At 68.3% G+C, this 26,800-nt stretch carries 25 protein-coding genes; 8 read left to right on the top strand and 17 right to left on the bottom strand.

Annotated features, from left to right (window positions below; genetic code table 11):
• Position 1: 1 nt before the first annotated feature.
• Positions 2–988, bottom strand: coding sequence for a diaminopimelate dehydrogenase (locus BLU22_RS11090; RefSeq protein WP_090214415.1), 987 nt, complete (start codon positions 986–988; stop codon positions 2–4).
• Between the two features lie 187 nt (positions 989–1,175).
• On the opposite strand from BLU22_RS11090, the gene xseA reads away from it, so the two are divergent.
• Genes xseA through BLU22_RS11075 form a run of 3 tightly spaced genes read left to right on the top strand, consistent with a single transcriptional unit; the run spans position 1,176 to position 4,715 of the window.
• On the top strand, positions 1,176–2,531 hold the full coding sequence (gene xseA, locus BLU22_RS11085; protein WP_090216399.1) for an exodeoxyribonuclease VII large subunit: 1,356 nt from the start codon (positions 1,176–1,178) through the stop codon (positions 2,529–2,531).
• 49 nt (positions 2,532–2,580) lie between these two features.
• Positions 2,581–3,408 (top strand): peptidoglycan DD-metalloendopeptidase family protein, encoded by an 828-nt coding sequence (locus BLU22_RS11080; protein WP_090214413.1) that lies wholly within the window; start codon positions 2,581–2,583, stop codon positions 3,406–3,408.
• Positions 3,409–3,440: 32 nt separating this feature from the next.
• Positions 3,441–4,715 carry a mechanosensitive ion channel family protein gene (locus BLU22_RS11075; protein WP_090214411.1) on the top strand — a complete coding sequence of 425 codons (1,275 nt, stop codon included), beginning with the start codon at positions 3,441–3,443 and terminating at the stop codon, positions 4,713–4,715.
• A 160-nt stretch (positions 4,716–4,875) separates the two neighbouring features.
• On the opposite strand, the gene BLU22_RS11070 is transcribed toward BLU22_RS11075, so the two are convergent.
• Both BLU22_RS11070 and BLU22_RS11065 read right to left on the bottom strand, forming a co-directional pair.
• On the bottom strand, positions 4,876–7,017 hold the full coding sequence (locus BLU22_RS11070; RefSeq protein WP_090214409.1) for a TonB-dependent copper receptor: 2,142 nt from the start codon (positions 7,015–7,017) through the stop codon (positions 4,876–4,878).
• An 86-nt stretch (positions 7,018–7,103) separates the two neighbouring features.
• Positions 7,104–7,463, bottom strand: coding sequence for a DUF2946 domain-containing protein (locus BLU22_RS11065; RefSeq protein ID WP_090214408.1), 360 nt, complete (start codon positions 7,461–7,463; stop codon positions 7,104–7,106).
• Positions 7,464–7,920: 457 nt separating this feature from the next.
• On the opposite strand from BLU22_RS11065, the gene leuA reads away from it, so the two are divergent.
• Positions 7,921–9,591: a 2-isopropylmalate synthase gene (leuA, locus tag BLU22_RS11060; protein WP_090214406.1), complete on the top strand. Its 1,671-nt coding sequence runs from the start codon at positions 7,921–7,923 to the stop codon at positions 9,589–9,591.
• An 85-nt stretch (positions 9,592–9,676) separates the two neighbouring features.
• Here the strand turns inward: leuA and BLU22_RS11055 are convergent, their stop codons facing one another.
• The 4 genes from BLU22_RS11055 to BLU22_RS11040 form a co-directional block, all read right to left on the bottom strand.
• Positions 9,677–10,147: a hypothetical protein gene (locus BLU22_RS11055; RefSeq protein ID WP_090214404.1), complete on the bottom strand. Its 471-nt coding sequence runs from the start codon at positions 10,145–10,147 to the stop codon at positions 9,677–9,679.
• A gap of 110 nt (positions 10,148–10,257) precedes the next feature.
• Positions 10,258–11,175 carry a DMT family transporter gene (locus BLU22_RS11050; protein ID WP_090214402.1) on the bottom strand — a complete coding sequence of 306 codons (918 nt, stop codon included), beginning with the start codon at positions 11,173–11,175 and terminating at the stop codon, positions 10,258–10,260.
• A gap of 83 nt (positions 11,176–11,258) precedes the next feature.
• On the bottom strand, positions 11,259–12,440 hold the full coding sequence (locus tag BLU22_RS11045; protein WP_090214401.1) for a vWA domain-containing protein: 1,182 nt from the start codon (positions 12,438–12,440) through the stop codon (positions 11,259–11,261).
• Positions 12,441–12,524: 84 nt separating this feature from the next.
• Positions 12,525–13,370: an AAA family ATPase gene (locus tag BLU22_RS11040; protein ID WP_090214399.1), complete on the bottom strand. Its 846-nt coding sequence runs from the start codon at positions 13,368–13,370 to the stop codon at positions 12,525–12,527.
• Between the two features lie 179 nt (positions 13,371–13,549).
• Here BLU22_RS11040 and cysK point away from each other — a divergent pair, with 179 nt between their 5' ends.
• Positions 13,550–14,524, top strand: a complete 975-nt coding sequence (cysK, locus tag BLU22_RS11035) for a cysteine synthase A (RefSeq protein WP_090214397.1) — start codon at positions 13,550–13,552, stop codon at positions 14,522–14,524.
• A 302-nt stretch (positions 14,525–14,826) separates the two neighbouring features.
• Positions 14,827–15,033 (top strand): cold-shock protein, encoded by a 207-nt coding sequence (locus tag BLU22_RS11030; protein ID WP_090214396.1) that lies wholly within the window; start codon positions 14,827–14,829, stop codon positions 15,031–15,033.
• A gap of 97 nt (positions 15,034–15,130) precedes the next feature.
• Here BLU22_RS11030 and BLU22_RS11025 read toward each other — a convergent pair whose 3' ends face one another.
• Positions 15,131–15,910, bottom strand: a complete 780-nt coding sequence (locus BLU22_RS11025) for a class II glutamine amidotransferase (protein ID WP_090214393.1) — start codon at positions 15,908–15,910, stop codon at positions 15,131–15,133.
• Positions 15,911–15,931: 21 nt separating this feature from the next.
• Positions 15,932–16,366, bottom strand: coding sequence for an MFS transporter (locus BLU22_RS11020; RefSeq protein WP_090214392.1), 435 nt, complete (start codon positions 16,364–16,366; stop codon positions 15,932–15,934).
• 84 nt (positions 16,367–16,450) lie between these two features.
• Between BLU22_RS11020 and BLU22_RS11015 the strand changes: the two genes are divergently transcribed.
• Positions 16,451–18,490 carry a S9 family peptidase gene (locus BLU22_RS11015; protein ID WP_090214390.1) on the top strand — a complete coding sequence of 680 codons (2,040 nt, stop codon included), beginning with the start codon at positions 16,451–16,453 and terminating at the stop codon, positions 18,488–18,490.
• A gap of 91 nt (positions 18,491–18,581) precedes the next feature.
• Here the strand turns inward: BLU22_RS11015 and BLU22_RS11010 are convergent, their stop codons facing one another.
• From BLU22_RS11010 to rnd, 4 genes are read right to left on the bottom strand one after another with little or no spacing between them, the layout of a single operon-like run.
• On the bottom strand, positions 18,582–19,799 hold the full coding sequence (locus BLU22_RS11010; RefSeq protein WP_090216397.1) for a M61 metallopeptidase family protein: 1,218 nt from the start codon (positions 19,797–19,799) through the stop codon (positions 18,582–18,584).
• A gap of 55 nt (positions 19,800–19,854) precedes the next feature.
• Positions 19,855–20,304, bottom strand: coding sequence for a YcgN family cysteine cluster protein (locus BLU22_RS11005; protein WP_090214389.1), 450 nt, complete (start codon positions 20,302–20,304; stop codon positions 19,855–19,857).
• A gap of 26 nt (positions 20,305–20,330) precedes the next feature.
• Entirely contained in the window at positions 20,331–20,624 is a 294-nt protein-coding gene (locus BLU22_RS11000) for a YcgL domain-containing protein (RefSeq protein ID WP_090214387.1), read from the bottom strand.
• 2 nt (positions 20,625–20,626) lie between these two features.
• Complete coding sequence (gene rnd / locus BLU22_RS10995) at positions 20,627–21,802, bottom strand: ribonuclease D (RefSeq protein WP_090214385.1); 1,176 nt, start codon at positions 21,800–21,802, stop codon at positions 20,627–20,629.
• Between the two features lie 118 nt (positions 21,803–21,920).
• On the opposite strand from rnd, the gene BLU22_RS10990 reads away from it, so the two are divergent.
• Complete coding sequence (locus tag BLU22_RS10990) at positions 21,921–22,772, top strand: sulfurtransferase (RefSeq protein WP_090214384.1); 852 nt, start codon at positions 21,921–21,923, stop codon at positions 22,770–22,772.
• Between the two features lie 458 nt (positions 22,773–23,230).
• Here the strand turns inward: BLU22_RS10990 and rpoS are convergent, their stop codons facing one another.
• From rpoS to BLU22_RS10970, 4 genes are all read right to left on the bottom strand, one after another.
• Positions 23,231–24,238 carry an RNA polymerase sigma factor RpoS gene (gene rpoS / locus BLU22_RS10985; protein ID WP_090214382.1) on the bottom strand — a complete coding sequence of 336 codons (1,008 nt, stop codon included), beginning with the start codon at positions 24,236–24,238 and terminating at the stop codon, positions 23,231–23,233.
• 103 nt (positions 24,239–24,341) lie between these two features.
• Positions 24,342–25,166, bottom strand: a complete 825-nt coding sequence (locus tag BLU22_RS10980) for a peptidoglycan DD-metalloendopeptidase family protein (RefSeq protein WP_231975238.1) — start codon at positions 25,164–25,166, stop codon at positions 24,342–24,344.
• 8 nt (positions 25,167–25,174) lie between these two features.
• The gene (locus BLU22_RS10975) at positions 25,175–26,110 is read right to left on the bottom strand and encodes a DUF368 domain-containing protein (protein WP_090214381.1); all 936 of its coding nucleotides are present in this window, start codon (positions 26,108–26,110) and stop codon (positions 25,175–25,177) included.
• A gap of 28 nt (positions 26,111–26,138) precedes the next feature.
• Positions 26,139–26,774 carry a protein-L-isoaspartate(D-aspartate) O-methyltransferase gene (locus tag BLU22_RS10970; protein ID WP_090214379.1) on the bottom strand — a complete coding sequence of 212 codons (636 nt, stop codon included), beginning with the start codon at positions 26,772–26,774 and terminating at the stop codon, positions 26,139–26,141.
• Between the last annotated feature and the right edge of the window lie 26 nt (positions 26,775–26,800).

The following is a 26,800-nucleotide window of genomic DNA, read 5'->3' as shown; positions in this document are numbered from 1 at the left end:
CTTACAGCAGCTCTTCGCGCAGTTGCGCGGGCGACTTGATCGACAGCAGGCCGGGCGCCACGTCGAAGGCGGTCATGGCGCCGCACTGGCCCTGCCGATTGAGACGATAGGCGGCGCGCGCATAGGCCACCAGCACGCTGGCGGTAAACTCCGGGTTACTCTCCAGCTGCAGCGAGTACTCGATCACCTGGGCGTGCTCGGCGCTGGTGTTGCCGCTGCGAATCACGAAGCCGCCATGGGGCATGCGCCGGTGGTCGCGCATCAGGGTCGCCTCGTCGATGAAGTTCACCGTGGTGTCGTAGTCGGCGAAGTAGTCGGGCATGGTGACGATGGCGCGCTCGACCGCGGCGGCATCGGCGCCCTCCTCCAGCACCACGAAGCACTCGCGGGTGTGCTTGTCGCGGGTGCTCAGCTGCGGCCGCTCGCCGGCGCGCACGCGCTCGATGGCCTGCGGCGACGGCAGGGTGTACTGCACCCCGGCCTTGACTCCCGGCACCCGGCGCACGGCGTCGGAGTGACCCTGGCTCAGGCCCTTGCCCCAGAAGGTGTAGGTGGCGCCATCGGGCAGCAGCGCCTCGCCGTACAGGCGGTTGAGGGAGAACAGGCCCGGGTCCCAGCCGATGGAGATCAATGCGGTCTTGCCATTGGCCCGCGCCGGGGCATCCACCGCGGCGAAGTACTCGGGAATCCGCGCGTGGGTGTCGAAACTGTCCACGGTGTTGAACAGCGCGGCCAGTTGCGGGCCCTGCGCCGGCAGGTCGTCCTTGGAGCCGCCGCAGAGGATCAGCACGTCGATGGCCTCGCCATGCGCGGCGAGGCTCTCCAGACGGTGCACCGGGGTGCCGGCGCGCAGCGGCTGCAGGCTGGCCGGATCGCGGCGGCTGAAGATGCCGACCAGGGTCATGTCCGGGTTCTTCTCGATGGCGGCCTCGACGCCGCGGCCCAGGTTGCCGTAACCGGCGATGGCGATGCGAATCTGCTTGCTCATGAAACTCTCGATCCTTGTCCACGAAAATGCCGCGGCGACGCTGCCGGCGCCCCGAAGGTGCCGCGCAGACCCGCCGCCGGGCCTGACATAAGGGGCGCGAGTGTACGGGGCCGCGCCGCCGACTGCAGCCCCCGCGCCGGCCACAGGGCTTGCCCGCAGGGCGGACAAAGTCTTTATCATGGCCGCCATGCATACCGATCCCTTCCAGCGGCTCGGCCTCGATCGCGAGGTCCTGACCGTCAGCCAGCTCAACCAGCGCGCCCGCCACCTGCTCGAAGACGTGTTCCCCGGCGTCTGGGTCGAGGGCGAGATCTCCAACCTGGCACGCCCCACCTCCGGGCACGTCTACTTCACCCTCAAGGACGCCGGCGCCCAGGTACGCTGCGCGCTGTTCCGCTCCAGCGCGGCGCGCGTGCGCCAGGCGCTGCGCGACGGCCTGGCGGTGAAGGTGCGCGGCAAGGTCTCGCTGTTCGAGGGCCGCGGCGACTACCAGATGATCCTCGACGCCGTCGAGCCGGCCGGCGACGGCGCGCTGCGCCTGGCCTTCGAGGCGCTCAAGGACAAGCTGGCCGCCGAGGGGCTGTTCGCCACCGGGCGCAAGCGCGCCCTGCCCGCCCACCCGCGGCGCATCGGCATCGTCAGCTCGCCGTCGGGCGCGGTGATCCGCGACATCGTCAGCGTGTTCCGCCGCCGCGCGCCGCACGTCGAGCTGACCCTGGTGCCCAGCGCGGTGCAGGGCAGCGATGCCACCGCGCAGCTGGTCCGCGCGCTGGCGCTGGCCGATGTCCAGGGCTTCGACGCGCTGATCCTCGCCCGCGGCGGCGGCTCGCTGGAGGACCTGTGGTGCTTCAACGAGGAAGCCGTCGCCCGCGCCATCGCCGCCTGCGCGACGCCTGTCGTCAGCGCGGTCGGCCACGAGACCGACGTGACCATCGCCGACTTCGTCGCCGACGTGCGCGCGCCGACGCCCTCGGCCGCCGCCGAACTGCTGGCCCCCGACAGCGCCGAGCTGCAGCGCCGCCTCGACGCCCTGCAGCGCCGCCTGACCCTGCGCATGCAGCACCTGCTGAGCAACCGCCGGCTGCAGCTGGACGGCCTGCGCCGCCGCCTGCGCCATCCCGGCGAGCGCCTGCGCCAGCAGGCCCAGCGCCTCGACGAGCTGGAGCTGCGCCTGCAGCGCGCCGTGGCCCTGCGTCTGCAGCGGGCCGGCGAGCACCTGACGCGCCTCGACACCCGACTGGCCGCCCAGCACCCCGAGCGCCTGCTCGGCCTGCTGCGCCAGCGCCTCGACCATCTTGCCGAACGCCTGCCGCGCGCCATGCACGCCGGCCTGCGCGAGCGTCGCCAGCGCTTCGAGGCCACCCTGCAGACCCTCCAGGCGGTCAGCCCGCTGGCCACCCTGGGGCGCGGCTACAGCATCCTCCTCGACGAGTGCGGCCAGGCCGTGCGCCGCGCCGCCGACGCCCGCCCCGGCCAGCGGCTGCGCGCGCGCCTGCACGAGGGCTGCCTTGACCTGCGCGTCGAGTCGCCGCCGACCCCATGAGCCGCCGCGTCCGGCCTCGCCGGGCGCGCCCAGACCGCCCGAGACGCCCATGCTCCGACTCCTCGCCCTGTTCCTCAGCCTGCTGATCGGCCTGCCGGCCCATGCCGAAGGCTTCCTTTCCCGCCTGCTCGACCGCCCGGTGCCCGGCGGCGTGGCGGTGGTCGACCTGGGCGACGCCGCGCAGCGCCCCGCCGCCCGCTACCGCGACCGCCCGGTCCTGGTGCTGCGCGAGGACGGCCGGCGCTGGATCGCCGTGGTCGGTCTGCCGCTGACGGTCAAGGCCGGACGCGAGCAGCTGCAGCTTGACGACGGCAGCACGCGTAGCTTAGCCGTCGCCGCCCGGCACTACCGGGAGCAGCGCATCACCCTGAAGAACCAGCAGCAGGTCACGCCCAACGCCGCCAATCTGGCGCGCATCGAGCGCGAACTGGCGGTACAGAACGACGCCTACCGGCAATTCAGCGCGCGCCAGCCGAGCAACCTGCTGTTCGACAGGCCGGTAAACGGCCCGCTGTCCAGCCCGTTCGGCCTGCGCCGCTTCTTCAACGGTGAGGAGCGCAATCCGCATTCGGGCCTCGACTTCGCCGTGCCGGCCGGCACCCCGGTCAAGGCGCCGGCGGCCGGCCGGGTGATCCTGGTCGGCGACTACTTCTTCAACGGCAAGACGGTGTTCGTCGACCACGGCCAGGGCCTGATCAGCATGTTCTGCCACCTGTCGCAGATCGGCGTGAAGGTCGGCGACGAGCTGGCGCGCGGCGCCGTGCTCGGCAAGGTCGGCGCCACCGGCCGGGCCACCGGGCCGCACCTGCACTGGAACGTCAGCCTCAACGATGCGCGGGTCGATCCGGCGATCTTCATCGGCGCCTTCCAACCCTGAATTCCCGTCCGGCCACCCCCCAAGGAGACACCGTGAACGCCTCACTCGACACCCTGAACGCTTGGCTGCAACAGCAGCCGCCACTGCTGCTGAGCATCGCCGCCGGCACCCTGCTGCTGGCCGTCGCCTGGCTGGCCAACTGGCTGGTCAAGCACCTGCTGGTGCGCGGCATCCACCGCGCGCTGGGCATGACCGCCCTGGGCCGCGACGTGGTGTCCGGCGACCAGAGCGTGATCCGCCGGCTGTCCAACATCGTCCCGGCGCTGATCATCAGCCGGGGCATCGCGCTGGTGCCCGACCTGCCCAAGGCGCTGGTCACCGTGGTCGACAACGTCTGCAGCGCCTTCGTGGTGCTGACCCTGGCGCTGGCCATCGGCGGCGCCCTGAGCCTGGTCAACACCCTCTACCAGCGCCGGCCGGACGCCCATCTCAAGCCGATCAAGGGCTATATCCAGGTGGTCAAGATCGCCGTGTTCGCCATCGCAGCGATTCTGATCATCGCCACCCTGATCGACCGCTCGCCGCTGATCCTGCTCTCCGGTCTGGGCGCCATGGCCGCGGTGCTGATGCTGATCTTCCAGGACACCCTGCTCTCCCTGGTGGCCAGCGTGCAGATTTCCTCCAGCGACATCGTCCGCGTCGGCGACTGGGTGGAGATGCCGCAGCTCAACGCCGACGGCGACGTGATCGACATCGCCCTGCACACCGTCAAGGTGCAGAACTGGGACAAGACCATCACCACCATTCCCACCAAGCGCTTCATCACCGACCCGTTCAAGAACTGGCGCGGCATGCAGGAAGCCGGCGGGCGGCGGATCAAGCGCAGCCTGTACCTGGACCAGAACAGCGTGCATTTTCTCGATGCCGGGGAAATCGCCCACCTGCGCGAGTTCGCCCTGCTCAGGGACTACGTCACCAGCAAGCAGGGCGAGCTGGACGAGTGGAACCGCCGCCTCAGCGAACAGGGCGCGGCGGCGCTGAACCAGCGCCGGGTCACCAACCTCGGCACCTTCCGCGTCTACGTGGAGAGCTATCTGAAGCACAACCCGCGCATCCGCCAGGACATGACCCTGCTGGTGCGCCAGCTCAGCCCCACCGCCGACGGCCTGCCGCTGGAGCTGTACTGCTTCACCAACACCACCGCGTGGAACGCCTACGAGGCCATCCAGGCGGACATCTTCGACCATCTGCTGGCGATCCTCCCGGAGTTCGGCCTGCGCGTGTTCCAGCACCCGAGCGGCGCGGACATGCGCGCCTGGCAGACGCCGGCGACGCAGCCGCACGCGCGGCAGGGCGCGCACGCCTGAGGCGCCGGCAGAACGGAATCCGCTCGAGCGACGAAGCCCAGCCCCGCAAGCGGGGCTGGGCCGGGTCAGTCGAATGCGCCGGGACCGATGCCGGAGCCATGGGCGCGCTCGACACCCGGCATGGGCGGCGGCGCGCCTGCAGCAACGCCCGGCGCCGACCTCAGAAGCTCAGGTCCACCCGCGTCCACAGGGTTCGCCCCGGCTCGTTGTAGCGGCTGCCGGCGGCATAGCCGAACCCGGCGTTGCCGGCCAGGTTGAGGTGTTCGCTGTAGGCCTTGTCGAACAGGTTGTCGATTCCGGCACTGAGCTTGAGGGTGTCGCTGACCCGGTAGGCGCCGTTCAGCGACAGCACGCCGAAGCCCGCGCTCCGGTCGAAGTCCTTGCCGACCACGTTGCCCTGGTTCTCGGCAATCCGGTTCTGCGCCGCCACCACCCGCCACAGCGCCGCCGCGCTCCAGTCGTCACGCTCGTAGGTCAGCCCCAGGCGCGCCTCCAGCGGCGGAATCTGCGGCATGGCGCGATCGCCCGAGGTGTTCTCGCCCCAGGCATAGGCCAGGCTGGCATCGCCCTTCCAATGCGGCGCGAAGCGGTAGCTGGCGCCCAGCTCGGCACCGGCGATGCGCGCGTCGATGTTGTCGACCCAGGAAATGGTGTGCAGCGGGTTCATCCCCGGGCCGTAGCTGAACAGGATGTAGTCGTCGACATGCCCGGCATAGGCCGACGCCCAGGCCTCCAGCGGCCCCTGGCGGTACTGGATGCCGATGTCGAGCTGGGTGGTCTTCTCCGGATTCACCGACGCGAAGGCGGTCGGCTGCCCCACCTGGTTGGCTGCCGAGAACAGCTCCCAGTAGTCGGGGAAGCGCTGCGCATGGCCGAGGCCGGCATACCAGGTCGCCGGCATGGCGAGCAGGTCCTGCTCGTAACGCAGGAAACCGCTGTAGAGGGTGTCGCTGCGCTCCCGGTCGGCGGTCGGGTTGCTCCGGCAGGCCATGCCCATCATGTTGCACAGCTGCTCGCGCTCGTCCTCGGCGGCAGCCCGGTCGATCCGCGCGCCACCGATCAGCCGCTGCTGGCGGCTGAGATCCCAGGCCAGCTCGCCGAACAGGCCGTAGTTGTGGAAGGTGGCATCCTTGGCCCACGGCAGGCTCTTGTAGGTGTCGATGCCGGCGGCCTTGCGCAGGCGGTGCTCGCTGGCCTGGGCGTCGATCCCGCCGACCAGTTCGAAGGCATCCCAGCGCCAGGTGCCGGCGACCCGCCCGCCCAGCGTGCGGCGGTCGACGTTGCTGGCCATCGGGTTGCGCATCGGCATCATCACGTCGTTGGGATTGGGGCTGCGCAGGCTGTAGTTGTCCATCACATGGTCGGCGTAGTTGTAATAGACGTTGGCCTCGATGCCATGGAACACCTCGCCGATGTAGCTCTTCTCGAAGCGCAGGCCGAGGCTTTCGCGCTTGAATGCCGAGCCATCCATGCCGCGCCCGGCATAGCGCGACTCGCCATCGCCGGCACCGGCGGTCAGCTCCAGCAGGGTGTTGGCGTCCGGGGTCCAGCCCAGCGCCACGTCGCTGCTCCACTTGTCGAAGCGCGACGGCACGCTGTCGCCGTTGCCGTCGCGGTAATCGTCGGCCTGCGAGCGGTTGGCCATGACCCGCGCATAGCCGTCCTGGCTGCCGGCAGCGGCATCGATGCTGCGGTCGAAACGGCCGTTGGAGCCGCCGAGCAGGCTGGCGTTGAGACGGTAGTCGGGCTTGTCGAAACGCTCCGGCTCGCGCTCGAACAACACCGTGGCCGCCGAGGCACCCGGCCCCCACAGCACGGTCTGCGGGCCCTTGATCACGGTCAGGCGGTCGTAGTTTTCCGGGCTGATGTAGGAGCTGGGCGAATCCATGCGGCTCGGACAGGCGCCGAGCATTTCGCCGCCGTTGCTGAGCAGCTTGATCCGCGAGCCGAACATGCCGCGGAACACCGGATCGCTGTTGACCCCGCCGTTGCGGATCGCCGCAAAGCCGGGAATGGTCTTCAGATAGTCGGCGCCGTCGCTGGCCGGCACCGGCTGGCGCGGCTGGCGCGGATCGGTGACCACGGTCAGCGGCGACTGCGGGGCGACGCTGGTCACCACCAGCGGAGCGACCTCCTCATCGGCGGCCTGCGCGCCGCCGGCCACTTCGGCCGCCTGCAGCGGCAGGGCCAGGGCACCGAGCAGCGCGGCATGGGCCGGCCACCAGCGACGCTGGAACGGATTCAGGGCGAACGGGCGGGACAGGCGCGATTGAGCCTGGGACGGACGAGCGAAAACGGACATGGGGGTATTCCACGCAAAAAACGGATTGCCGGCCGCCGGACAGGTGCGCAACGGCGCGCCCGGACGGACGGGATGCAAGCGATGAATCAGGCGTGGAAGGAGGGCGGACCGCGCGGCGGACGACTGGCCGGCGGCGCCTGCGGCAGGTTCTGGGCCGGCGGCAGGTACTGATGGACAAGGCTGGAGGGCGGCGGCAGGGCCAGCTGCAAGGTCGCCGGCAACGGCGGGCTGCCGGCCAGCAGGCTGCAGTAACCGCACTGGTCGAGGTGCTGGACCCAGGCCGGCGGGCCGTCGTCGGGCAGCCCCTGCCCTTCGCCGCAGTGCAGGGCGTCGAGGTCGATGAGCTGGCTCAGCGCCAGCGTATCGAGGGCGCGCAACTGCGAGTACAGCGGACCGGCGAACGCCATCAGCATGGCGAACAAGCCAAGCCAGGCTGCCAGACGCATGCGCCGTTGCCGAATCACCCGATGTCCTCTCCCTGTACGAGGTTGCGTGGCCGCGGGCCGCGCGAAACGGCGGCGATGATCGCACAGGGGCGGCGCGTCGACCTAGTGCGACACGGCGCCGCAGAGCCCTGCAGCGCCGCTGCGAAGAGGTGCAAAGGGGCATCCGCAGGGCCAGCAACCCCAAGCAATGCCTGCGTAGCAAACGGTTTTTTAGCGCAATAAAAAACCAATCAAGAACACAAGGCAGAGATAAATTCCAATTTTTCACCAATGCTTGCCATCGGCACGCAGCAGCCGCTAGGGTAGGCGCCATGAACGCATCCCACACCCTCATCCTGCGGCGGCAATACCTCAGCCTGCGCCTGGTCAGCCCCCGACTGCGTAGCTGAACCGCGCTTCGCCCGCCCCGACTCCGTATTGCCCGCCGCCCCGCGGCCCCGTTTCCAGGAAATCCGCCATGCCCATGCTGAAGAATCCGTCGACCAAGTACCGCCCGTTCCCGCAGATCGACATCCCCGACCGCACCTGGCCGTCGAAGACCATCACCCAGGCGCCGATCTGGCTGAGTTCGGACCTGCGCGACGGCAACCAGTCGCTGATCGAGCCGATGGACGCGGAGAAGAAGCTGCGCATGTTCCAGGCGCTGGTGGCGGTGGGCGTCAAGGAAATCGAGGTGGGCTTCCCGTCGGCCTCGCAGACCGACTTCGACTTCGTCCGCGAGCTGATCGAAGGCGGCCACATCCCCGACGACACCACCATCCAGGTGCTGACCCAGGCCCGCGAGGACCTGATCACCCGCACCTTCGAGTCGCTCAAGGGCGCGAAGAAGGCCATCGTCCACTACTACAACGCCACCGCGCCGAGCTTCCGCCGCATCGTCTTCAACCAAGACAAGGCCGGGGTGATCCAGATCGCCGTCAACGCCGGGCAGATCATCAAGCGCCTGGCCGAGCAGAACCCGGACACCCAGTGGGGCTTCGAGTACTCGCCGGAAATCTTCAGCTCCACCGAACCGGAGTTCGCCGTCGAGGTGTGCAACGCGGTGATCGAGGTGTTCCAGCCGACTCCCGCGCAGAAGTTGATCCTCAACCTGCCGGCGACCGTCGAGGCGGCCACCCCGAACGTCTACGCCGACCAGATCGAGTGGTTCTGCCGCCACATCGACCGCCGCGACAGCGTGATCGTCAGCCTGCACACCCACAACGACCGCGGCACCGGCGTGGCTGCCACCGAACTGGGCCTGCTGGCCGGCGCCGACCGCGTGGAAGGCTGCCTGTTCGGCAACGGCGAGCGCACCGGCAACGTCGACCTGGTCACCGTGGCGCTGAACATGTACACCCAGGGCGTCGACCCCGAGCTGGACTTCTCCGACATCGACGGCGTGCGCAAGGTGGTCGAGGAGTGCAACCAGCTGCCGGTGCACCCGCGTCACCCCTACGTCGGCGATCTGGTGCACACCGCCTTCTCCGGCTCGCACCAGGACGCGATCCGCAAGGGCTTCGCCCAGCAGGACCCGGAAGGCATCTGGGAAGTGCCCTACCTGCCGATCGATCCGGCCGACATCGGCCGCAGCTACGAGGCGGTGATCCGCGTCAACAGCCAGTCCGGCAAAGGCGGCATCACCTTCCTGCTGGAGCAGGAGTACGGCATCAGCCTGCCGCGGCGCATGCAGATCGAGTTCAGTCAGGTGGTGCAGCGCGAGACCGACCGCCACGGCCTGGAGATGAGCGCGCGGCAGATCCACGAGCTGCTGGTCGCCGAATACCTCGACGGCGCGGCGACCTACAGCCTCAAGGGCCATCGCCTGCAGGAAGAGGACGGCATCACCCGCGTCGAGGTGGAGGTCGAGCACGACGGCCGCACCCAGGTCATGAAAGGCACCGGCAACGGTCCGCTGGAAGCCCTGGTCGCCGCCCTGCCGGTGGGCATCGAGGTGATGGACTACAGCGAGCACGCCATCGGCGCTGGCAGCAACGCCAAGGCCGCCGCCTACATCGAGCTGCGCGTCGACGGCGGCCGTCCGCTGCACGGCGTCGGCATCGACGCCAACCTGACCACCGCCAGCTTCCGCGCCCTGTTCAGCGCACTGAACCGCGCCCTGCGCCAGAGCGAAAGCCAGGCCGCCTGAGTACCCGGCCGGCCGTAACGACAACGCCCCGGACCGCGAGGTCCGGGGCGTTGTCGTTGCTGCGCGCCTCGGGCTGCGGCGGGACTCAGGCGGTGGTATCGATCAGCGCACCGCTGCTGCCCGCCCCCGAGTCCTGCAGTGCCTCGGCCAGTTGCGCGGTGGCCTCCAGCAGCGCGCCGGACACGCTGGCGACCTGCGCCTGCAGCGCGGACGCCTCGGCGCTGGCGCTCTCGTCGTTCCCGGCCCGCGCCTGCACGTCCTGCAGACGTTTCTGCAACTCCTGCAGTTGCTTCTGCAACTGGGCGATCAGTTCCTTGAGCTGCTTGACGGTGTCGGACTCCTCGCTGTTGCTGCTGGCACTGGCGCCGCCGACCATGCCGCCGGCACCGGCCGACTTGCCGCTGCCGGACAGCGCCGCATGCAGGTCGACGGTGATCGTCGAGGTCACGCCGCCACTCTGCGCCTGGACATCGCCGCCCTCGGCACTGGCCACAGCGGCGCTGAGCGCATTCTGGGCAGGCATCACCTGCGGGGTTATCGCTCCGATACCGGACATATGCACCTTCCGTTCTGCATGGGGAAATGGGCGAGGCCAGCGGCTCTCTGCCGGCGCCTCGCCGCCCATTGTACGCCGCGCCCGGCCCCGAGCATCCACGTCTGTCTCACCTAGCGCCCCAGCAGGCGGCGCCACCAGGCCTCGGCGCTGACCAGGCTGATCCCCAGCAGCACCAGCGCACCGCCGGCGACGAAGAACAGGTCGACGCGCTCATCCAGCAGCCAGACGCCGAACAGCACGCCGAACAGCGGCGTCATGAAGGAGAACACGCCCAGTCGCGACGCCAGGTAGCGGCGCAACAGCCAGAACCAGGTCAGGTAGCTGACGAAGGAGACGATCACCCCCTGGAACAACAGGCTGCCCCAGACCACCGGCGTCAGGTGCGCCGTCGCGACCTGTCCGCCCAGCCAGGCCGGCAGCACCAGACAGGCGGCGCCGAGCAGTTGGTAGAGCAGGGTCTTGGCCGGCACGGCCTCGGCCAGCCGGGTGCAACGCACCGCCACGGTGGTCGCCCCCCAGAACAGTCCGGCCAGCAGGGCGAAGAAGTCTCCGAGCAACACCTGCGCGGAAATCCGCTGGCCCAGCGCGCCACCGCCGAAGGCCAGCAGGATGCCGGCAAACGCGATCAGGATGCCCAGCCATTGCAGGCGCCGCAGCCGCTCGCCCGGCAGCCACAGGTGCAGGCCGAGCGCGGCGAAGATCGGTGCGGTGTAGAGCAGCACCACCATGTGCGCCGCGCTGGTGCGCACCAGCGCCTCGGCGATGAACAGGAACTCCAGGGCGAACAGCAGTCCGACTAGCGCGCCGGCCCGCAAGGTGCCGTCGCCCGGCTGCCAGGGCTGGCGCCGCCACAGCATGAACAGCGCCACCAGCAGGGCCGCCAGCACCGAACGCAGCCCCACCTGCAGCAGCGGCGCCATGTCCGGCGCCGCCAGCTTGATCGCCACCTGCTGCAATCCCCACAGGCTGCACAGCACAACCATCAGTTGCACGGCGAACCCGTCCATTCCCTGTCGCGTGACCGACATGCTCGACTCCCAGAAAGGCAAGGGCGCGCGGCAGGCTCTGCCGGGCGCCCGATCCGGGCATTCGGCCCGGGGTTGATTGAAGGTCAGTTGGCGGCGAGAAAGCGCATGCCTTCCTCGAGGCCCGCCGGGGTCAGCGGGTACATGCGCTCCTGCACCAGCTCGCGCACCATCGAGGTCGAGGTGCTGTATTTCCACGCCTCCTGCGGGTACGGGTTGATCCAGATGAGCTTCCTGTAGGTTTCCATGAAGCGCTGCATCCAGACGAAACCGGGCTCCTCGTTCCAGTGCTCGACGCTGCCGCCGGCATGGGTGATCTCGTAGGGGCCCATGGAAGCATCGCCGACGAACACCACCTTGTAGTCCGGACCGTACTTGTGCAGCAGGTCGAAGGTGGCGAGGCGCTCGCTGTGGCGACGCCGGTTGTCCTTCCACACCGCCTCATAGACGAAGTTGTGGAAGTAGAAATACTCCAGATGCTTGAACTCGCTGCGGCAGGCGGCGAACAGCTCCTCGCAGACCTTGACGTGGGCGTCCATCGAACCGCCGATGTCGAGCAGCAGCAGGAGCTTGACCGCGTTGCGCCGCTCCGGACGCATGCGGATGTTGAGCAGACCGGCATCGCGCGCGGTGTGCTCGATGGTGCCGTCGAGGTCGAACTCCTCGGCAGCCCCCTCGCGGGCGAAGCGGCGCAGGCGGCGCAGGGCCAACTGCAGGTTGCGCGAGCCGAGTTCGGCCTGGTCGTCGAGGTTGCGGTACTGACGCTGCTCCCAGACCTTGGCCGCCCGCCCCTGGCGCTGGCCGGCGTCGCCGACGCGGATGCCCTCGGGATGGTAGCCGCCGGAACCGAACGGACTGCTGCCGCCGGTGCCGATCCACTTGTTGCCGCCGGCGTGACGCTCCTTCTGCTCGGCCAGGCGCTGCTTGAACGCCTCGATCAGCGCATCGAGGCCGCCCAGGCTCTTCAGCTGCGCCTTGTCCTCCTCACTGAGGAAGCGCTCGAACTCCTTGCGCAGCCAGTCCTCGGGGATCAACGCCTGCAGCGCCGCGTCCAGGTTGTCGAGGCCCTGGAAGTAGGCGGCGAAGGCACGGTCGAACTTGTCGAAATGCCGCTCGTCCTTCACCAGCACGGTGCGCGCCAGGAAGTAGAAAGCATCCAGGTCGGCGAACACCACCTGGCGCTCGAGCGCTTCGAGCAAGTCGAGCAGCTCGCGCAGCGACACCGGCACCTTTGCCGCGCGCAATTCGTTGAACAGGTTGAGCAGCATCTCTATGACCTCGGGGAAGACCGCAGGGTGGGCTGCCGCGCAGCGTTGCCCACCGGTGGAAGACCGCGTTGCGGACTCTCCACCCTAGCGCCCGGCGCGCCGGCTCATGAACGCCAGGCGTTCGAGCAGCATCACATCCTGCTCGTTCTTCACCAGCGCACCGGCCAGCGGCGGGATCGCCTTGGTCGGATCGCGCTCGCGCAGCACGGCCTCGCCGATCTGGTCGGCCATCAGCAGCTTGAGCCAGTCGACCAGCTCGGAGGTGGACGGCTTCTTCTTCAGCCCCGGCACCTTGCGGATGTCGAAGAAAATTTCCAGCGCCTCCTGCACCAGCTCCTGGCGGATGCTAGGGAAATGCACGTCGACGATCCGTTGCAGGGTGTCGCGGTCGGGGAAGGCGATGTAGTGGAAGAAGCAGCGGCGCAGGAAGGCGTCCGGCAGCTCCTTCTCGTTGTTGGAGGTGATGACGATGATCGGCCGCTGCGCCGCCTTGACCGTCTCGCCGGTCTCGTAGACGAAGAACTCCATGCGGTCGAGTTCCTGCAGCAGGTCGTTGGGGAACTCGATGTCGGCCTTGTCGATCTCGTCGATCAACAGCACCACGCGCTGGTCGGCCTCGAAGGCCTCCCACAGCTTGCCCTTCTTGATGTAGTTGCGCACGTCGTGGACCTTGTCGACGCCCAGCTGCGAGTCGCGCAGGCGACTCACCGCATCGTACTCGTAAAGGCCCTGATGGGCCTTGGTGGTCGACTTGATGTGCCAGGTGATCAGCCGGGTGCCCAGCGCCTCGGCCAGTTGCTCGGCGAGCAGGGTCTTGCCGGTGCCCGGCTCGCCCTTGACCAGCAGCGGACGCTGCAGGGCAATGGCGGCGTTGACCGCGAGCTTGAGGTCGTCGGTGGCGACGTAGGCGGCGGTGCCTTCGAATTTCATCGGGAATCTTCCTCGTGCGATGCGTGGCCGGCCCGTGGGCGGCGATGCCCGACTATAACGCGCGGGCTTGCCGCCGGGAACGCCGGCGCCCCGTCCGGACACCGCGGCGCGCTGGACGCTCCCGCGCCGAGCGCATAGGCTGATGCGCTTTCGTTTTCCACCGCAGGAGAAGGCCCGAGATGAGCCGCATCTACGCAGACAACGCCCAAGCCATCGGCAACACGCCGCTGATCCGCATCAACCGCCTCGGCCCCACCGGCGTGACCATCCTGGCCAAGAACGAGGGTCGCAACCCGGCCTACTCGGTCAAGTGCCGGATCGGCGCCAGCATGATCTGGGACGCCGAGCAGAGCGGCCGGCTCAAGCCGGGCATGACCATCGTCGAGCCGACCTCGGGCAACACCGGCATCGGCCTGGCCTTCGTCGCCGCCGCCAAGGGCTACAAGCTGGTGCTGACCATGCCGGCCTCGATGAGCCTGGAGCGGCGCAAGGTGCTCAAGGCGCTCGGCGCCGAACTGGTGCTGACCGAGCCGGCCAAGGGCATGAAGGGCGCCATCGACAAGGCTGCCGAACTGGCCGCCGCACACCCCGGCCAGTACCTGCTGCTGCAGCAGTTCGAGAACCCGGCCAACCCGGCGATCCACGAGCAGACCACCGGCCCGGAAATCTGGAACGACACCGACGGCGCCATCGACGTGCTGGTCGCCGGGGTCGGCACCGGCGGCACCATCACCGGGGTGTCGCGCTATATCAAGAACGTCTGCGGCAAGCCGATCCTCTCGGTGGCGGTGGAGCCGGCCGGCTCGCCGGTGATCAGCCAGACCCTGGCCGGCAGCGAGGTCAAGCCCGCGCCCCACAAGATCCAGGGCATCGGCGCCGGTTTCGTGCCGAAGAACCTCGATCTGTCGGTGGTCGACCGCGTCGAACAGGTCGGCGACGACGAGGCCAAGGCGATGGCCCTGCGCCTGATGCGCGAGGAAGGCATCCTCTGCGGCATCTCCTGCGGTGCGGCCATGGCCGCCGCGGTGCGCCTCGCCAACGAGCCGGACATGCAGGGCAAGACCATCGTGGTGATCCTCCCCGACTCCGGCGAGCGCTACCTGTCCTCCATGCTGTTCGACGGCCTGTTCGGCGAGCAGGAACTGCAGCAGTAAGCGGCGCGCGCACTCTGCCTGCCGGGCGCCCGGCAGGCAGAGCCGGTACCGCGCAAGGCCATGGAGCCGGCGCCCGACGGGATAAACGGCACCCCGACAGGCCACCAGGCATTTTTGCCGACCGGGCAAAAAATCGTTTGCCATGCCGGGCCGGAACGGGCAAAGTGAAGACGTTGGTCAAGGCAGAATACGTCAGCTGTAAACGCACTGAATCAGTACGTCAGTTCGTCATTCTCGACTTCTTGATTCCACACCCATGGGCTCCGGCCCTGCTACACATCAATACCTAGGAATTACACGAAATGGCAACTGGCACAGTTAAGTGGTTCAACGACACCAAGGGTTTCGGTTTCATCAAGCCGGACGACGGTGGTGACGATCTGTTCGCCCACTTCTCCGAAATTCGCGCTCAGGGCTTCAAGACCCTGGCCGAAAACCAGAAAGTGTCCTTCGAAGTGACCACCGGTCCGAAGGGCAAGCAGGCTTCCAACATCCAGATCATCGGCTAATCGCTGATCTGGATGTCCGAAAAAACCCGGCTTATCAGCCGGGTTTTTTCTTGCCCGCGTTTCATGTCGGGCCTCTCCGAACCAGCCGCCGCGCTAGTCAGTCCGCCAGCGCGCCAGCGGCCACCTGCTCGCCGCGCCGCCACAGCAGCCACTGACCTGGGCGGTAGAGCTGCCAGTCCTCGTTGGCGGTCAGGGGATCGGTCGCGATCACCGTCACCACATCGTCGGGAGTGGTTTCCGCCTGGAAGTCCACCGCCATGTCGGCATCCTTGAGCTGCGCCGGCCCGAAGGGCGCGCGGCGGGTGATGTGCGCCAGCTTGGTCGAACAGAAGCTGAACAGCCAGTCGCCATCGCTGAGCAGCGCGTTGAACACGCCGAGGCGCCGATAGCCGGCACAGGCCTCGACCAGGACCGGCAGCAGCTGCTCCACCTCCACCGGTTCGGGAAAGGCGCGGCGCACGCGGTTGAGCAGATCGCAGAACGCCGCCTCGCTGTCGGTATCGCCCACCGGCCGATAGAAATCCGGCACGGGCGCGAACCCGGCCAACTGGCCGTTATGGGCGAAGCACCAGTTGCGCCCCCACAGCTCGCGCACGAAGGGATGAGTGTTGGCCAGGCAGACCTTGCCGACGTTGGCCTGGCGGATATGCCCGATCACCACCTCGCTCTTGATCGGATAGCGCTGCACCAGCCGCGCCACCTCCGACTCGCTGCTCGCCTGCGGGTCCTGGAACAGGCGCAGGCCGCGCCCCTCGTAGAAGCCGATGCCCCAGCCGTCGCGATGCGGGCCGGTACGCCCGCCGCGCTGCATCAGCCCGGTGAAGCTGAACACGATATCGGTCGGCACGTTGGCACTCATGCCCAGCAACTCACACATCCACGGCGCTCCCGGCAGGTTTCATAGGCGCGGCTCGCCGCGGCGGTCATCGAGCAGCTCGCGCAAACTCGGCTCGCGCGCCGGCTGCGCTTCGGCCTCGGCTCGGGCCGCGGCCGCTTCCGCCCGGCGCCGCTCCAGCGGCCAGCGGATGGCGACGAACAGCAGGTACAGGGAAAAACCGATCAGCGCGAAGGCCGCCAGGTCGGTCACCGCCAGCCACAGGTTGCTGCCGGTCTTGAACAGCAGGTCCAAGGCGGCGATGGCGATGGCCGGTGCCTGCAGTTCGCGCGCCGGGTCGACCAGCGTCGGCGTACACAGCAGCACGGCCATCAGCACCCGCAGCGGCTCGCGCAGGGCACGCCACATCCAGGCAGTGATGCGGAACCCCACCAGCAGGCAACCCAGCGCGGCCAGGGCGTACAGGGTCCAGGCGAGGAGATAGTCTTGTTCGGTCATCGGCGCATGGTCGCGGGCGGAATGGGCCGCTTATCATAGCGACTTTTCCCAGCAGCCGCGCGCCAGACGCGGCCGGAGAGCCCCATGCCCGATACCCCGCCCCGCGCCCGCCGCCAGGACGGCGCCGATCCCTACGCCTGGCTGGAGCAGCGCGACGCTGCCGAGGTACTCGCCCATCTGCAGGCCGAGAACGCCTGGCTGGAGGAACAACTGGCCGACACTGCCGCGCTGCGCGAACAGCTGTTCGAGGAGATCCGCGCGCGCATCCGCGAAACCGACCTGTCGCTGCCGAGCCCCTGGGGCCCCTGGCTGTACTACCAGCGCACCACGGCCGGCGAGGAGTATCCGCGCCATTACCGCCACCCGCGCCCGACCGACGGCTCGCTGAGCGTCGACGCGGCGCACGAGGAACTGCTGCTCGACCCCAACGCCCTCGCCGCCGATGGCTACCTGTCCATCGGCGCCTTCAGCATCAGCCCCGACCACCGGCGTCTGGCCTACAGCCTGGACACCCAGGGCGACGAGATCTACCAGCTATTCGTCAAGGAGCTGGCTACAGGCGAGGTGACCGCCCTGCCCTTCGAGGACTGCGACGGCAGCCTGACCTGGGCCAACGACAGCCGCACGCTGTTCTTCGCCGCGCTGGACGACACCCACCGCCCGCACCGCCTGTACCGCCACAGCCTCGGCGAGGACGGCGCCGAACTGGTGTTCGAAGAACAGGACGGGCGCTTCTTCCTCGGCTGTCACCGCGCCAGCTCCGAGCGCCAGCTGATCCTGCTGCTGGCCAGCAAGACCACCTCCGAGGCCTGGGTGCTGGACGCCGAGCACCCGGACGGCGCCTTCCAGTGCCTGGCCCCGCGCGAGGAAGGCCACGAGTACTACCCCGACCACGGCCAGCTCGACGGCCAATGGCGCTGGCTGATCCGCAGCAACCAGGCGGGAATCAACTTCGCGCTCTACAGCGCCACGGAAAGCGCACCGACCCGCGCGCACTGGCAGGAGCTGGTCGCCCATCGCGATACGCTGATGCTCGAGGAAGTCAGCCTGAACGCCGGCGCCATCACCCTCGGCCTGCGCGACAACGGCCTGCCGGTGATCGAGGTCCTGCCCCAGGGCGGCGCGCCCTACCGGGTGCAGCTGCCGGACGCCGCCTACAGCCTGCACGTCTACGACGACCTGGAGTTCGACAGCCCGGTGATCCGCCTGCGCTACGAGGCGCTCAACCGTCCGGCGCAGATCCGCCAGCTGGAGCTGGCCAGCGGCACGCAGACAGTGCTCAAGCAAACGGCGGTGGAAGGCTTCTTCGACGCCGACGCCTACGAGAGCCGGCGCCTCTGGGCAACGGCGGCCGACGGCACCCGGGTACCGATCAGCCTGGTCGGCCGCCGCGAGGTGCTCGACGCCGCGCTGCCCGCACCGCTCTATCTGTACGGCTACGGCGCCTATGGCGAGAGCCTCGACCCCTGGTTCTCCCATGCCCGCCTGAGCCTGCTGGAGCGCGGCTTCCTGTTCGCCATCGCCCACGTGCGCGGCGGCGGCGAGCTGGGCGAGGCCTGGTACCGCGCCGGCAAGCTCGCGCACAAGCAGAACAGCTTCGACGACTTCATCGCCTGCGCCGAGGCGCTGATCGAGGGCGGCTACACCACCACGACGCAACTGGCGATCAGCGGCGGCAGCGCCGGCGGCCTGTTGATCGGCGCGGTGCTCAACCAGCGCCCCGAGCTGTTCGCCGCGGCGATCGCCGAGGTGCCCTTCGTCGATGTGCTCAACACCATGCAGAACCCGGAGCTGCCGCTGACGGTGACCGAGTACGACGAATGGGGCGACCCGAGCGAGCCGGAGGTCTACGCGCGCATCCGCGCCTATGCGCCCTACGAGAACGTCAGGGCCCAGGCCTACCCGGCGATCCTCGCCGTGGCCGGCTACCACGACAGCCGGGTGCAGTACTGGGAGGCGGCCAAGTGGGTGGCGCGGCTGCGCGAGTGCAAGACCGACGCCAACCCGCTGCTGCTCAAGACCGAATTCGCCGCCGGCCACGGCGGCATGAGCGGCCGCTACCAGGCGCTCAGGGACGCCGCGCTGGAGTACGCATTCCTGCTCAAGGTGCTGGGCCGGCGCTGAGCGCCCGCCAGGCGCACGAAGGCCGGAAACACCGCCCGGCCAGACACGACAAGGGCGCCTGCGCGGCGCCCTTGTCGTGTCCAGGTCGCACTCAGCGCAGCAGGCGGGTATCCAGCACTTTCGACGGTCGACCCAGCACGTTTTCGGCGATCTGCACGAAGTCGCGGGTACTGGCCTTCTCCAGACGCATCAGGCCGCGGGTGACGTCGTCCAGCGAGCGCTCGCCGCGGCTGGCGGTGCGGATTTCCGCATCCAGCGCCTGCAGCAACAGCACCGCCCGCGCGGTCACCGCGCCGCTGGCGCGCTCGCCGCGCAGCGAGGTGACCTTGCGGCTCCAGCGCTCCAGCTGCGTGCGGATCTTCGCGTAGCGGTCCTCGCTGAGGCCGCCGGCGCGACTCATCAGTTCGATGGCGTAGTACTCGGCGATGCCCTCGGTGATCCAGTCGCTGCGCTCGGTATCGCCGATGCGGCTGAACACATGGACCAGCTCGTGGATCAGCGAACTGGTGCCGTTCTCGCTGACCAGCGGCCGGTCGGCGTGCATGTACAGCGAGTTGGGCCCCGACAGGCCGCCGCGCCACATCGGATCGCCGGCACCGACGATCAGCAGCTTGCCCGGCTCGCGCGGGAACACCGCTTGGACATGGGGCCAGACGAAGGTCAGCAGGGTCAGGATGTCCATGCGCCGCAGCCCCTCGCCCACCGGCGCGGCGACCGCCACCTCGGTCTTGCCGAGCGTGGCGCGGCGCACGCCGAGCTGGCCGGCGAGAATCCAGCCGGTCGGACGGTCGAAGCGCCGCGCCGGGTTGTCGATGCGAAAACGCGCCTTGCCGATCCGCGGCCAGCCGGTTTCCACCCCCTTCCAGCCCGGCGGCAGCTCGAACTGCAGGCGACTGACCAACTCGACGTCCGGGGCGATGTCGACCCGTGCCGCCGGCACCAGGTTGTCGCCGCGCAGCAAGGCCCAGTCGGCGGTCATCCGCGCATCGAAGCGGCCATTGTCGCGCTGCTGGTCGATCCGCACCCGGTAGCTCAGCGTGGCCTTGCCCGCCGGCGGACGCCAGACGCCACGCTGCGGATTGTCCTGGCTCCACTCGCCATCGGCCTGGAAGTCGCTGTAGCCGCCATCGGCGCCGAGGCTGAAGTCGAAATAGCGCACCGCCTGGCCGCGGGCAAGGGTCAGGCGGACCTCCGCCTGGCCGCTGTCCGGCAGGAAACGCACGTGGTAGTCCAGGTCGACGCGCTGGGCAGCCGCCAGCGGGGTGGAGAGCAGGCTCGCCAGCACGAGCCAGAAGGGACGCGAACGCATGAGCATGGCAGTGTTCTCCTGGTGAGCGGATAGGACCCCGGCCGCCGCGGCAGGTTCAGCCCGCCCGGAAGATCAGGTAGTCCTCCCAGTCGTCCTCGGCCACGCTGTTTTCGCTGAGCATGCGTCCGGACTGGGAAATGCGCGCCGCATGGACCGCCTGCGGATCGCCGCAGAGCAGATGGTGCCAGGGCAGCAGGTCCTTGCCTTCGGCGACCAGGCGGTAGGCGCAGGTCGGCGGCAGCCAGCGGAACTCGCCGGCCTGCGCCGGCGTCAGGCGCACGCAGTCGGGCACCTGCTGCTGACGTCCGGCATAGTCGCTGCAGCGACAGGTTTCGAGGTCCAGCAGCTTGCAGGCGATGCGCGTGTAATAGACGCTGCCGTCCTCGTCGTCTTCGAGCTTCTGCAGGCAGCACAGCCCGCAGCCGTCGCACAGCGACTCCCACTCCTCGCTGTCGAGCTGCGCGAGCGTCTTGCGCTTCCAGAAGGGTTCGACCTTGGCGGCCATGGCGAAGTCTCCGGGCGGGCTGTCGTTCAGACGGGGTCGTTGCGGCGCAGCAGTTCGTCGGGCAGGTGCTCGATGTACTCCTCCTCCGGCGGCGGCATCTGCAGGTGGAAGCCCTGCTTCTCGATGTTGTCCAGCACCTTGTGGATGTCCTCGCGGGCCAGCTTGCGCTCGGGGGTGAGCAGCAGGTCGAAGGCATGCTGCGGCGCGCCGAAGGCGCTCAGCAGGGCTTCGGGCACCCGGGCCAGGGCTTCGCGCTTGTCGACATACAGGTACATCTCGCGCTTGCGCGGGCTTTTGTAGATGGAGCAGATTCGTTTCATCGTCAGTCTCGGCAGAGGGTGTCCAGCAGGGCCTGGCCCATCAGGGCGCGGCGCCAGCCGCGCAGGGCGTCGGGCAACTGGTAAGGGCCATCGGGATAGCCGGTTTTCAGCAGGGCTTCGAGCACCTTCTTGCGCAGCATCAGCTCGGGGACGATCTGCAGCCGCTCGGCCTCGCGCTGGCCGACCGCGCGCAGTTTCTTGAGCAGCGCCGCGGCTTCCAGCGGCAGGGGTTCGGGCAGCGGCTCGGGCCACTGCTCGACGGGCAGCGCCGCAGCGCGGGCGATCAGCCCCAGCAGGGCCTCGCCATCCTGGCGCACGGTGCGCGGATGCATGTCTTCGATGCGCGCCAGGCTGACCGCATCGCGCGGCTGCAGGCGGGCCAGCGGCCACAGCGAGCGTTCGCGCAGGATGCGATTGCGCGGCTGGTCGCGCAATCGCGCCTGCTCCTCGCGCCAGGCGCACAGGGCGCGCAGCACGGCCAGCTGCTGGCCGTTCAGGCGCCAGGCCAGCTTGACCTCGCGCCAGGCTTCCTGCGGGTCGCAGACCTCGCCCTGGGCGGCGACCAGTTCGGCCCCGTCCTCCAGCAGCCAGGCACGCTTGTCCGCGCTCAGGCGGCCGTCGAGCTTGGCGTAGACCTCGCACAGGTGCTGCACGTCCTCCGCGGCATAGCGCACCTGCATGTCGCTGAGCGGGCGCTGCAGCCAGTCGGAGCGGGTCTCGTCCTTGGGCAGGTCGAGCCCCAGCAGCTCCTTGACCAGCCGCGAGTAGCCCATGGAGAAACCGATGCCCAGGTAGCCGGCGGCGATCTGGGTGTCGAACAGCGGCTGCGGGCAACTGCCGGTCAGGCGCCGGAACACCTCAAGGTCCTCGCTGCACGAGTGCAGTACCTTGACCACCGCAGGGTCTTCCAACAGCGCGGCGAACGGCGCCCAGTCGCCGATCTTCAGCGGGTCGATCAGCCACACTGCCTCACCGTCGCCGACCTGTAGCAAGGCGGCGATCGGGTAGAAGGTATCCACCCGCATGAACTCGGTATCCAGCGCCACGAAAGGCCGGCGGCGCCAGGCGCTGCAGCAGCTGGCCAGGGTCGCGTCATCCAGGACCCAGCGGATATCGATTGCGGCCACGAGGCTCTCCTGCGTAAAAGCGCGGAGTATACCTGCCGGCGCGGCAAACATGCGGCAATTCGGCCAAGCGCCGGCACAGGAAATGCACCCTGCACGTCGAGCGGAGACTGGCGTTAAGCTGTAGGTCGTCCACCCACCTGCCCGCCACTGCCCATACCTGGAGAAGCCCATGGCCCTTGCCCGCCTGCTCAGCCCGCAAGAACTGGCACAACGCCTCGACCAGCCGGATCTGGTGATCCTCGACTGCCGCTTTGCCCTGGAAGACCCCGACTACGGTCGGCGCGCCCATGCGACCGGCCACCTGCCGCGCGCGCAACATGCCGACCTGGAGCGCGACCTGTCGGCCCCGGTACAGCCCGGACGCAGTGGCCGCCATCCCCTGCCCGACCCGCAGCAACTCTGCCAGCGCCTGCGCGCCTGGGGAATCGGCAACGACAGCCAGATCGTGCTCTACGACGACGGGCCGGGAGCCTTCGCCGCACGCGCCTGGTGGCTGCTGCTCTGGCTCGGCAAGCGCGAAGGTGTCTGGCTGCTCGATGGCGGCCTGAACGCCTGGCAGGATGCCGGTCTGCCGCTGAGCCGAGACTGCCCGCTCGCGACGGCCGGCGACTTCCATGGCCAGCCCGATCCGGCTCTGGTGATCGACGGCAACGAACTGACACAGGCCCTGGCCGACCCCGATCTGGTATTGCTCGATGCTCGCGGTCTGCCGCGTTTTCGTGGCGAAGTCGAGCCGATCGATCCGGTGGCCGGACACATTCCCGGCGCGCAGTGCGCAGCCTTCACCGACAACCTGGACGACAGCGAGCGCTTTCTCGATGCCGCCATCCTGCGCCAGCGCTTCGCCCGGCTGATCGGCCCGCGCCCGCAAAGCCGCATCGTCGCCTACTGCGGCTCCGGAGTGACCGCCTGCCACAACCTGTTCGCCCTGTGCCTGGCGGGCTACCCGCTGGCCAGGCTGTACGCTGGCTCCTGGAGCGAGTGGATCACCGACCCGACCCGCCCGGTCATCCGCGGCTGAACCTTTTGCGCACGCAAAAAAATAGGGCGGGGTTGCCCCCGCCCTGCTTTCTGTTCCCTTGCCACCGACCGTGGTGAATCGCTTCCCTGTGATGTCCCTGCCTGCATCCTTGCCGGCTGCGTTACATCCTGAACGCAAGACAGATACTAGCCGCCGGGAACTTTTCCGCAAGCTGGCCGTCGCCGCCTGAGCGAGGCGCCCCAGCACCTGCCGCAACACAAAAAATCCTTTAAAAACAGAGATTTATAAAAAAACTCACCGCTCAGCCCGGCAAATACCCGAAGCCTTTCCGGCATTGGCTTACAAACCCTGTAAGCCTTGGATTACAGGGACGGGCGACAAGCGGCGCCTCGGCCCGATATCCGATCAATGACCGCACATGCCGCTTGTCTTGCCCGCGGGCACGAAAAAACCCGACGCGGACGCTGCCGGGTCGGGCTCTTGCAGTGCGGAAGTGCTTACTCGAACAGCGCCTCGCTGGACAGGCCGTTGCTTTCCAGGATCTCGCGCAGGCGCTTGAGCGCCTCTACCTGGATCTGCCGTACCCGTTCGCGGGTCAGGCCGATCTCGCGCCCCACCTCCTCCAGCGTGCAGCTCTCATGACCGCGCAGGCCGAAGCGGCGGATCACCACCTCGCGCTGCTTTTCCGACAGGTCGGACAGCCACAGATCGATGCTCTGGCTCAGATCCTCGTCCTGCAGCAGCTCGCAGGGATCGCTGGGACGCTCGTCGGTCAGGGTGTCGAGCAGGGTCTTATCGGAATCCGGACCCAGGGTGACATCCACAGACGTCACCCGCTCGTTGAGCCCGAGCATGCGCTTGACCTCGCCGACCGGCTTGTCCAGCAGGGCGGCGATTTCCTCGGCCGAGGGCTCGTGGTCGAGTTTCTGGGTCAGCTCGCGAGCGGCGCGCAGGTAGACGTTGAGCTCCTTGACCACGTGGATCGGCAGGCGGATGGTACGCGTCTGGTTCATGATCGCCCGCTCGATGGTCTGGCGGATCCACCAGGTCGCATAGGTGGAAAAGCGGAAGCCACGCTCCGGATCGAACTTCTCCACCGCGCGGATCAGGCCGAGGTTGCCCTCTTCGATCAGATCGAGCAGGGTCAGCCCCCGGTTGACGTAGCGACGGGATATCTTCACCACCAGGCGCAGGTTGCTCTCGATCATCCGCTTGCGCCCGGCTTCTTCGCCGCGCCGCGCCATGCGGGCGAAATGCACTTCCTCTTGCGGGGTCAGCAGCGGCGAGAAGCCGATTTCGTTCAGATAAAGCTGCGTGGCGTCGAGCGCACGGGTGTAGTCGATGAACTTGTGCTGCCGGGAGCTGGCGCCGGGCTGAACGTCGAGCCCCGCATCGCCGTCTCCCTCCGGCTCGGCGACATCCAGGTCAGGGATGACGCCAGGCTCCAGGAGGAGAATTTCGTCATCGCTGTCAAACTCCACGGTTTCTTTTTTGGAACTTGCCATTTTTATTGGTCCTTTGCTGAGCTCGACAAAAGACCTCGTACGCTCATATCCCTTTGACGCGCCGGGGTCCTGTCCCCCCACGCTATCCGGCAAAGGTGACAGCTCAGCGGCGTGGCAGATACTGCAACGGGTCGACGGGCTTGCCCTGACGGCGAATCTCGAAATGCAGCTTCACCCTGTCAGTGTCCGTAGAGCCCATTTCCGCAATCTGCTGACCTACCTTGACACGCTGTCCTTCCTTCACCAGCAGCCTGCGGTTGTGGCCGTAGGCACTGACGTAGGTATCGTTGTGCTTGATGATGACCAGCTCGCCGTATCCCCGCAAACCGCTACCGGCGTACACCACGCTTCCATCTTGTGCAGCAAGGACAGGCTGGCCCAAATCTCCGGCGATATCAATGCCCTTGTTCAAACTATTGCTCGCCGAAAACACCTCGATCACCTGACCGACGGCCGGCCATGACCAGCCGCTGGCCGAGCGGGCAGACGGCATCACCGGTGTGGTGGCCGGCACGCTCGGCGCGGCCACAGGAGCGGCGGGACGGGCCGCACTGCCGGGCGCCCGGCTTGCGACCGGTGCGACCACTGCGGGCGCCGGCGAGCTGGCCAGGGCCTGCCCCGAGGTGCCGAAGCGGATCACTTGCCCGACATGAATCGTGTAGGGCGGGGCGATGCGGTTGTGGGTCGCCAGGGCGCGCCATTCCCAGCCATAGCGACTGGCAATCGAATACAGGGTGTCGCCACGCTGGACCCGGTACTGTCCCTGGGTGACCGGCTGACGGGCGTTCGCAGCGCGGCTGTCGACGGACACGCTGCTTCCCGTAGACGTGGCGCAGCCTCCCAGCAGCGCCAACCCCAGGCACAGCCCAAACCCGGCCAACAGACGCAGCGCGCCGCGACCCTGCGATGACATCGCGAATCCGCTCATGAGCCGACTCATGCCTCCCCCACCTGCGGCCGGTGCCGCCTGGCAAACCATTCCAGAGCACAGACCAGCAACACGCCGCCCAGCGCCATCAGCAGCGCCAGCAGCAGTTGCGCGTCCTGTCCGCTCGACTGGGCGTAGTGCCAGGGCCACAGGTTCTCCTGCTGCAGCGGCTGCAACTGGCCATGACGGTCGGCGCGCCAGGTCAGGGTCTCCTTCCAGGGCCAGACCTTGTTCAGCGAGCCGAGCATCAGCCCGGTCAGGAAGGTCAGAGTCAGGGTGCGCACATGTTCGAGCATCCAGCTCAGCAACCGCGCGAAGCTCAGCAGGCCGCAGGCGCAGCCGGCGGCGAACACCGCCAGCACCGCCACATCGAAGCCCTTGACCGCTTCCAGCACGAAGGCATAGAGCCCCATCAGCACCAGCAGGAAGCTGCCCGAGATGCCTGGCAGGATCATCGCGCAGATGGCGATGGCGCCGGCGAAGAACAGGCTCAGCGGGTCGTGCCCCCACTGCATCGGGGCCGCCACGGTGATCCACCAGGCGAACGCCACGCCGAGACCGAAGCCCAGCATGCTGCCCCAGTTCCAGCGCGAGATCTCCCGACCGACCAGCCAGACCGAAACCAGGATCAGACCGAAGAAGAACGACCACAGCGGGATCGGCTGGTGCTCCAGCAGCCAGGTGATGCCCCGCGCCAGACTGAAGATGCTGGTCAGCACGCCGCTCAGCAGGATCACCAGGAAATTGGCGTTGGCCGTCTGCCAGGCCTCGCGCACCCGACCGCGCAGCAACTGGCGCAGGGCCGTCGGCACCGCGCCGATGGAGCGCAGCAGTTCGTCGTAGATGCCGCTGATGAAGGCGATGGTGCCGCCGGAAACCCCCGGCACCACGTCGGCTGCGCCCATGGCCATGCCCTTGGCGAACAGCAGGAAAGCATTTCGCATTGTTTTTTCCGTCAGAACGGCCGAGGACTCAGAACACCGAGCCGCTCAGCAGAGGCACGAAACGTACCGAGTCAAGTATTTGCCGGGAGAAGTGCCCACCCTCGTTGACGATCAGCAGCAGTTGCTGCTCGTCGCCGGCGCCGACCGGGATCACCAGCCGTCCGCCCGGCGCCAGCTGGTCGAGCAGCGCCTGCGGCACCTCGCTGGCGGCGGCGGTCACGATGATCCCGTTGTAGGGCGCCAGGGCCGACCAGCCGTCCCAGCCATCGCCCCAACGAAAGACCACATTGCGCAGGTCGAGTTCGAGCAGTCGCTCCTTGGCGCGCTCCTGCAGCGACTGGATGCGCTCCACCGAGAACACCCGCTCGACCAGTTGGGCGAGCACCGCGGTCTGGTAGCCCGAACCGGTGCCGATCTCCAGCACCTTGTCCAGCGGTCCGCTGGCCAGCAGCAGCTCGCTCATCCGCGCGACCATGAACGGCTGCGAGATGGTCTGGTTGTGGCCGATCGGCAGCGCGGTGTCCTCGTAGGCGCGATGGGCCAGCGCCTCGTCGACGAATAGGTGGCGCGGCGTGCGGCGGATCACTTCGAGCACCCGCGCATCCGACAATCCCTCCTCGCAGAGGCGCTGGATCAGCCGCTCGCGGGTGCGCTGGGAAGTCATGCCGATCCCTCGGCGCTGCAGGTCGT

It is taken from the genome of Pseudomonas guangdongensis, from assembly GCF_900105885.1.
GTDB classification, from domain to species: Bacteria; Pseudomonadota; Gammaproteobacteria; order Pseudomonadales; family Pseudomonadaceae; genus Geopseudomonas; species Geopseudomonas guangdongensis.
Note: the sequence above shows the minus strand (reverse complement) of the source record. Positions and strands in the feature narration are given on the sequence as shown.